The sequence below is a fragment of the Roseomonas rosulenta genome (genome assembly GCF_016106005.1).
Classification (GTDB): Bacteria; Pseudomonadota; Alphaproteobacteria; order Acetobacterales; family Acetobacteraceae; genus Neoroseomonas; species Neoroseomonas rosulenta.
In genome coordinates, this window is record NZ_JACADR010000212.1 from 1 (window position 1) to 8,037 (window position 8,037).

Annotated in this window: 6 protein-coding genes; 5 read left to right on the forward strand and 1 reads right to left on the reverse strand. The window is 64.9% G+C overall.

Going from position 1 to position 8,037, the window contains the following annotated elements:
* Positions 1-37 precede the first annotated feature (37 nt).
* From HW578_RS19690 to HW578_RS19700, 3 genes are all read left to right on the forward strand, one after another.
* Positions 38-2,176, forward strand: coding sequence for an N-6 DNA methylase (locus HW578_RS19690; RefSeq protein WP_198372418.1), 2,139 nt, complete (start codon positions 38-40; stop codon positions 2,174-2,176).
* 2 nt (positions 2,177-2,178) lie between these two features.
* A complete protein-coding gene (locus HW578_RS19695; RefSeq protein WP_198372419.1) occupies positions 2,179-2,994 on the forward strand; it encodes a restriction endonuclease subunit S domain-containing protein in 816 nt (271 codons plus the stop codon).
* 372 nt (positions 2,995-3,366) lie between these two features.
* Positions 3,367-4,521, forward strand: coding sequence for a helix-turn-helix transcriptional regulator (locus tag HW578_RS19700; protein ID WP_198372420.1), 1,155 nt, complete (start codon positions 3,367-3,369; stop codon positions 4,519-4,521).
* Positions 4,522-4,704: 183 nt separating this feature from the next.
* Here the strand turns inward: HW578_RS19700 and mce are convergent, their stop codons facing one another.
* Positions 4,705-5,115 carry a methylmalonyl-CoA epimerase gene (gene mce / locus HW578_RS19705; RefSeq protein WP_198372421.1) on the reverse strand — a complete coding sequence of 137 codons (411 nt, stop codon included), beginning with the start codon at positions 5,113-5,115 and terminating at the stop codon, positions 4,705-4,707.
* Between the two features lie 118 nt (positions 5,116-5,233).
* Between mce and HW578_RS19710 the strand changes: the two genes are divergently transcribed.
* Complete coding sequence (locus HW578_RS19710; protein WP_198372422.1) at positions 5,234-6,631, forward strand: M20/M25/M40 family metallo-hydrolase; 1,398 nt, start codon at positions 5,234-5,236, stop codon at positions 6,629-6,631.
* Positions 6,628-8,037, forward strand: a 1,410-nt coding sequence (locus HW578_RS19715; protein ID WP_198372423.1) for a M28 family peptidase, incomplete at its 3' end; no start/stop codon positions are given. The genes HW578_RS19710 and HW578_RS19715, both read left to right, overlap by 4 nt.

An 8,037-nucleotide genomic window follows, 5' to 3' on the forward strand; every position in this document is an offset into this window, starting at 1 on the left:
ACCGCCATCAGCGCCCCGACCAGGATCCCTCAGCACCGTGATCCCCGCCATCCCCCCGCGTGGCGGGCGACCATGCACCGCTCTACGGCCACGCATGCCAGCATTCGGGGTTTCTGGAGGCGTCCAGTTAGAAACGGCCACCAAGCTGCAATTGTTCGGCACTGTGCCTCTTCTAACTGAGGGTGCTCCAACATTTATTGTTTGTGCTACTATCGAACCTACAGGGCGCGACGCAGTCTTTAAGCTGAGGTGCATCGATTATCGTCAGCATAAAGACTATGAAGCATGGGGTTTAGCAGGAAAGCCCAGCGTTCCAGAGTTCCCTCGGGAATACTTCGAACCTGATTATCAGCCCTATACCCGGGGTGGCCCAAGAGATCTTAAGACGAATTGCACGCTGTCGGAATTTCGTGCTGTTGCGACGTCGTTTCACAACGAATTTTTCTCGGAGCATCCCGACAATCAACTGTTTGAAGATATCATGCGTTGCCTTCTTGCAAAAATATACTCTGAGAAAAACACACAGACAGGCGAGCCCTACGAGTTCCAGGTCCTTATGCCGCAAGGGCGGGCCGAAAGTGCAGCTAAGGTATTCGAGCGCATAAGCGATTTGTACGCGCGGGCCTACAAGCATTATATTGAACCAAATGGCTCTGACGAAATAGACGTGCGACGTTTCCCGCCAGAGCGTGTAAAATCTATTGTGCAGCAGTTGGAAGGAATGGCCCTCACGCGAGGATCGGCTCTCAATGCCGATGTCATTGGCACTTTTTTTGAAGAAATCCTGCGGGCGGGTTTCAAGCAAGATCGTGGCATGTACTTCACCCACGATAACATCGCTCGATTCATGGTTGAGGCCGTTGGGCTGCGTGAGCTAGCGAGGCACAAATGGCGCCGCGCCGCGCATCCGGAGCAGCGCCTTCCATATGTCTTCGATCCCGCGTGCGGCAGCGGAACATTTCTGTTGCATTCGATGCACGCAATTACAGATGAAGTGCTATCCAATCGTGCATGGTTTTCGCGAACAGCAAGTGATGAAGAATTTATTAATCAAAACTTCAGCCAATCTTCACCTAATGGCTGGGCGAAGGACTTCCTTTATGGATTCGATCCCAAGTTCATTATGGCGATGACTGCCAAGTTGAACATGATACTTCATGGCGATGGTGTTGCCCACCTCTTTAAGGAGGATGCGTATAAGCCAATGGCGACCTACGCCGACGCTCGACTGCGAGTGGCAGGCGCCGATACGAGAAGCATCGCCGAAAGCGCTTACCCGCCGGGCATGTGTGAGACGTTCGATGTGGTGATCTCCAATCCGCCATTCGGAGTGACGCTCGCACCCGAAACTCGGCAGAGACTTTCCCAAGCATTTGCGTTGCCGGGCACCTCATCCACGGAGGCCCTTTTTGTAGAGCGGGCTTTTCAACTCCTCCGTCCAGGGGGGCGCCTAGCCATCGTGCTGCCTGAATCCGTCCTCAACGCCGCGGACACCGCGCTCAGGCTGTTCCTGTTGAGAATGTTTCACATTCGGGCAATCGTCTCCATGCCTAGGCATATTTTTGTTGATACACCTACTCTGACCAGTTTGCTGTTTGCTCAAAAGAAGAACGCAGCCGAAATACAGCAATGGGATGAAAATTGGGCCAGACATAAGGGTGAAATAGAGCAACATATCGCAAAAGCCAGGCGTTGTTTGACGGTAGCAGCGGTAAAGGGTTTTGTCTCGGTGTCCGATCTAGAGGCTGCAGTGCTCAGCGAACTCGAAGCTGTTGGGCATCAGGACTCGTGGATAATGAAGCGCGGGCAGAACGGCGGGTCGCTGACCTTCAAACTGCCTGTGCGGATTTCGGACAAGTCGGAAGCTGCGCGGTATTATCAAGAGCTTTTGCGAGCGCCTGCATTTGAAGAGCTAGTACAGCAAGCTGTTTTTAAGCGAGTTGCGGAGCATCTTGATGCGGCTTGGCCCTGCTATGCGGTAGACGAGATCGGATTTAAGCTCAGCCGTCGCGGCGAGCGACCTAAGCGGAACCAGCTAGCAACTTTTGTGGGCATTGATTCGGGCAAAGAAATTCAAAACCTGCATCTAGCTAATGAGGCCGCAAAAGTCAGTGTGCGCTCTGAACATCCCCAGACCGTGCTTGACTATATGAAAAACGAAGTGGCTTGGAGCTAATAATGCCAACAAATCTCCCCTTAAAGGCGACTTTTAGCCTACGTGCGGTGGCTCGCAACCCAACGCTTCGGATCGATGCAAAGCAGGCCGATGAAAATGCCGTGCACTTTGATGCACTGCTAGATCGGGTTGAGACGTTTTATCTGGGTGAATTTCTTCCGGAACCTTTTGTCAAAGGTCGGCAGCCCAATTATTTGGAAGAAGGCCAAGATGAAGGCGCTCTTGTTCTAAATACAGGGGCGGTCCGTCCGCTTGGTATCACGTTCGGGTTGTGTCGGCGTGTCTCGACAGAGGATTTCGAGCAATTGTCGGAGAGTCGTAAGCTCAAGGATGGCGACGTGCTGCTAACGACGGACGGCGGCACGAGCATCGGGAAGGCTGCGGTTTTCCAGACACCGCTGAGCGAGACGGGCGAGCCGCTCGACTGCGGGTTTACCGTGGACAGCCACGTTGCGATCCTGCGCCCTAGCGGCATCTCGTCAACGCTCCTCTCGTATCTGCTCTGCTCCCCGATGGGCCAAATTCAGTTTCAGAGAGCTGAGAGTGGCGCAAGCGGACAGACCGCAGTGAGTGAGGATGATGTCCGCCGCTTCCGCTTCCCGAAAGTTTCGCAGGCGGAGTTCGACGCAGCGACGGCCACTTTCACATCAGCACTGGAGGAGGCGCGTCGGTTGGAAGCTGAGGCGTTCCGTACCAGGCAAGAGGGCTGGAATGCCTTTCAGGACCGGCTTACGGCAACCGCGGGAGGGGAGCAGCGCCGGATTGCCGCCCGTGCTCGGCCTAGTGAAACTCGAATGCGGCAGGCATTTGCAGGGTAGCGTAGTCCTCGGCGGGAACTTCCGGGCCGCCCGCGGGTCGGTATGGCGAGCCTGCCGGGTTGCCCGCGCTTATGGGCGCACGGCCGCTGGGATGGTTCGAGCGCATCGCAGGGATTAGGCTACCTTGCCCGCCAATCCATCCGGGTGATACATCTGCCCTAGCGCAACCTTCCGGAAACCCGCAGAAAACCTAGTGTTCGCCTGTGCTGGGCCGAGTTCAATCCTCTCCAACAGCACCACCTCACGCGCGCGTTGCCTTCACGACGGAACGATCGGGTCCGTCTTCCCGCGTCACGCACTTCTGTGTGGTCGTCTGACAGTCCGCCGTGCTGATCTGTCGGCGCTCCCCTGGCGACAGGAAGGACGGCGGGCATGGCGAAATCCAGCGGTATTCCTCGTCGCATTGTCGATGGCATTGCGGCGGCCGCCCTCGAGCCGGTCCGCTGGCCGGTGGTGCTCGGCGAACTGGCCGACCTGTTGGGCGCGAACGGCGCCTCGATCTTCACGCTCGAATTCGCCAGCCGCCGCGCCGCCGGCATCTCGGTCGGCGACCACGTGCAGGCCCGCCGCGCCTGGGCGGGGCACTACGCCGGGGTCCGCTTCCCGCGGCAAGGATCCTCGCTGCCGGCGGCCGGCCTCGTCTTCTCCGATGCGGAGGTCGCGAGCCTGCGGCTGCCGGACAGCAGTCGGTATATCGAGGACCTGGGACGGTCGCGCCACTTCTACGACGGCGCCACGACGCTCGTGACCAACATGCTCGAGTCCGGGCTGACGAGCGCCACCCTGTGCCTGTCGCGAAGCGTCCAGGGCGGCCGGTTCGGCGCGAGCGAAGCCGAGCGGCTCGCGCTGTTCGTGCCGCACTTGGCGCGCGCGCTCCAGGTCAGCTTCCGGGTCGCCACCCTGGACGACGAGGTCGCCGCGCTCCACGGCACCCTGGAAGAGCTTCCGTCGCCAATCCTCCTGGTCGGCGCCAGGTGTGACGTGAGGTTCGCCAATCGGGCGGCGCGACGACTGATCGACGCCCACGACGGGCTGCATGAGATGGCCGATGGGCTGCATGCCGGCACGCCGCGTGAGACCAACCTGCTGCGACGACGGGTTGCCGACGCGGTCGCTGCGAGCCGACAGGGCCCAGGCGAGCAGCGCGAGGAGCGGCTCCGACTGTTGCGTCGTCGCGGCGGTCCACCCCTTTCGATCACCGTCAGAGTGGTGCGGGCGGTCGGGTCACAGGGCGGGCTGGTCGCGCGGACGCCACTCGTCATGCTCAACATCGACCCTGGCGATCGCCCGCCAAGGGCGAACGCTGCTGAGCTTTGCGCCGCATACGGGCTGACGCAGGCAGAGGCTCGCCTCGCCCTGCGCATCGCCACCGGGGAGAAGCTGGGCGCTGCCGCCGGAGAACTCGGCGTCACGCTGTCCACGGCGAAGACTCACCTGCAGCGCGTCTTCGAGAAGACCAACACGCATCGGCAGGCGGAACTCGTCCGGCTCCTGATGGGCGGCGACCCGGTGGAAGACTCGACATAGGTCAGGGACGCGCAAGGCGCAGCCCTCCGCCGAAGGTCGGGCTCGTGATCGGCACGCGGTCGCCGGCGCGGCGGGCCGAGCTGCTCGGCTACATCGACGGCAGCCGGGCCGGGCAATGCCCTCCCTTTGCTGGACGCGCGGCCGAGGGTTCCGATCTCCGCGCCGGCTCGATCCCGCGTGCCCTCAATGCCGGCCGCTCATCTCCACCAGCTCGATCACGATCCCCGCCGTGCTGGCCGGATCCAGGAACGCGATCCGGTGGCCGCCATGGCCGATCCGCGGCACCTCGTCGCGCAGCTTCACGCCCTTCGCGCGCATCTCGTCCAGCGCGGCCTCGATGTCGTCCACCTCCAGGCAGATGTGGAACAGCCCCTCGCCGCGCTCGCGGATCCATTCCGCCGTGCGGCCATCCTCGCGCTGCGGCTCGAGCAGTTCGAGCGCCGATTCGCCGATCGGCAGCATGGCCAGCCGCACACCGGGGCCGGGCAGCGTCTCCTCATGGTCGCAGACGATGCCGATGCGCGCGAGCGTGTCGCGCACCGCATCCAGGTCCCGCACCGCGATCGCCACGTGCTCGATGCGCTTGAACTTCATCGCCGCCTCCCGTGCTGACGGCGCGATCCTCCGCCGCCGGCGCCGCGATGTCCATCGCGCTGGCTTCACGACCGCCCCGCCCGGTGCCAGCATCGGCTCATATCGGGGGAAACGTCGCATGGCTGGTTCACGCGAGGCTGCCATCGCCCGCGCCGAAGGGTGCTTCGACAGCGGGGCCTACCTGGCGGCGCTGCGCCGCCTGGTTGCCGTGCCGACCGAAAGCCAGATGCCCGGCAGCCTGCCGGCCCTGACGCGCTACTGCGCCGAGACCCTGCCCGCGCTGATGCAGGGCATGGGCTTCGACCACCAGGTGCTGGACAACGCGAAGCCCGGCCGCGGCCCGGTCTTCGTCGCGCGCCGCATCGAGGACCCGGCGCGGCCCACCGTGCTGGTCTATGGCCATGGCGACGTGGTGCGCGGCCTGGCCGGGCAATGGAGCGACGGGCTCGACCCCTGGCAGGTCACGGTGAAGGGCGACCGCTGGTACGGCCGCGGCACGGTGGACAACAAGGGCCAGCACCTGATCGCCATCGAGGCGCTGCGCGCCGTGCTGGCGGAGCGCGGGCGGCTCGGCTTCAACGCCATCGTGCTGGTCGAAACCGGCGAGGAGCAGGGCTCGCCCGGCCTGCGCGAGGTGCTGCGCGCCCATGCCGGCCTGCTGGCGGCGGATGTCTTCATCGGCCTGGACGGCCCGCGCCAGACCACCTTCATGCCGGAGATGAAGCTCGGCGCGCGCGGCGGCGTCGCCTTCGACCTGGTGGTGCAGCTGCGTGACCACGCGCATCACTCGGGCCACTGGGGCGGCGTGCTGACCGACCCCGCCTTCCGCCTGGCGCATGCGCTCGCCAGCATTGTGACCCCGCAGGGCCGCATCCTGGTCGAGGGCTGGACGCCGCCCGCCATCCCGCCCGCCGTCAAGCGCGCCATCGACGGCCTGGTCTTCGAGGACATCCCGGGCCTGCCCGAACCCGATGCCGACTGGGGCGAGCCGGGGCTGACGAAGGGGGAGAAGATCTTCGGCTGGACCAGCGTGATCGTGCTGGCGCAGCTGACGGGCCATCCGGATGCGCCGACCAATGCCGTGCAGGGAGCCGCGCGGGCCCGGCTGCAGGTGCGCCACACGGCGGATGTTCGCGGCGATGCCATCGTGCCCGCGCTGCGCCGGCACCTCGATGCGCGGGGCTTCTCCGATGTGCAGGTGATCCCGGTGCTGGAGCGCGACATGTTCGGCGCCGCGCGCACCGATCCCGACGATCCGTGGGTGGGCTTCGTCGCGGCGTCCATGGCGCGCACCGCCAACCGCACGCCCAACATCGTGCCGAATTCCTCGGGGTCGAACCCGTCTGACATGTTCCAGGAGGAGCTCGGCCTCCCGGTCATCTGGATCCCGAATTCCTATGCCGGCTGCAACCAGCACGGGCCGGACGAGCATGCGCTGGCACCGCTGCTGCGCGAGGGGCTGGGCCTGATGGCCGGCATCTGGTGGGACATCGGCGAGAAGGGAGGCAGGCCATGAACGACAGCCCGGCGGGCGACGTCAGCGGCGCGGAGATGATGGCGAACCTGCGCGAGATCGCGCGCTGGGTGAAGCTGTCGGGCACGCCAGCCGAGCGCGAGGCGCTGGCCTTCATCGACCGCCGCATGCAGGACTACGGCTACCGCACGCAGGTGCTGCTGCACGACGCATACATCAGCCTGCCCGGCAAGGCGTCGGTGCTGGTGGATGGGGTGGCGGTCACGGCGATCACGCAGTCCTTCTCGCGCGCCGCGCCGCCCGGCGGGTTGTCCGGCGTTCCGGTGTATGTCGGCCATGGCGGCGAGGCCGATTTCGCCGGGCGCGATCTCAGCGGCCGGATCCTGCTGATCGAAGGCATGGCAACGCCCGCCACCGCGCAGCGTGCCTCGCGCGCGGGGGCGGCGGGCCAGCTGCACATCAGCCATCACGAGCACATCCACGAGATGTGCATCTCCCCGGTCTGGGGCAGCCCGGGGACCGGCACGCTGGCGGAGTTGCCCACGACGGTCGTCTGTTCGGTCAGCCATGCCGATGGCACGGCCATCCGCGATGCGGTGGCGGCCGGGACGCAGCCCGTGGTGACACTGCATGCCGAGGTGGACACCGGCTGGCGCAAGACGCCGATCCTGGTCGCGGAGCTCGACGGCCCCGGCGGGGCGGAGGACCCCTTCGTGCTGCTCTCCGGCCACCACGACACCTGGTATTTCGGCGTGATGGACAATGGCTCGGCCAATGCCGGGATGATGGAGGTGGCACGGCTCTGCGCGCAGCGCCGCGCCGAATGGAAGCGCGGGTTGCGCGTGTGCTTCTGGTCGGGCCATTCGCATGGCCGCTATTCGGGCTCGGCCTGGTATGCGGACGCGCATTGGGATGAGCTCGACCGCCGCTGCGTGGCGCATGTGAATGTGGACAGCCTGGGCGGGACGGGGGCGAGCGTGCTGACCAACGCCGCTGCCATGGCGGAACTGCACGCCCTGGCGGCCGAGGCGATCACCCGGCACGCCAACCAGCCCTACAAGGGCAAGCGCAAGAACCGGAGCAGCGACGACAGCTTCGTGGGCGTGGGCATCCCCTCAATGTTCGGCACGCTGAGCGAGCAGGAGAGCCGGCACGCCGCCGCGCGCAACGCGCTGGGATGGTGGTGGCACACGCCGCACGACCTGATCGACAAGGTGGACGAGGCCAACCTGGTGCGCGATGCGCGCGTGATGACGCAGGTGGTCTGGCGGCTGCTCGCCACGCCCGTCGTGCCGCTCGACCACGCGGCGAGTGCCGCGTCGCTGCTGGCGGAGCTGGCGAAGCTGGAGGCGCCGCTGGCCGACCGCTTCCCGCTCGCGCCGCTGGCGGCGGCGACGACCGCGCTGCGCGATGCCGCGGCGTCGGTCGCGCAGCGCGCTCCAGGCGCC

Coding starts and splice junctions, on each gene's coding strand:
- HW578_RS19695 (WP_198372419.1), top strand. CDS start 2,179: ATGCCAACAAATCTCCCCTTAAAGGCGACTTTTAGCCTACGTGCGGTG.
- HW578_RS19700 (WP_198372420.1), top strand. CDS start 3,367: ATGGCGAAATCCAGCGGTATTCCTCGTCGCATTGTCGATGGCATTGCG.
- mce (WP_198372421.1), bottom strand. CDS start 5,115: ATGAAGTTCAAGCGCATCGAGCACGTGGCGATCGCGGTGCGGGACCTG.
- HW578_RS19710 (WP_198372422.1), top strand. CDS start 5,234: ATGGCTGGTTCACGCGAGGCTGCCATCGCCCGCGCCGAAGGGTGCTTC.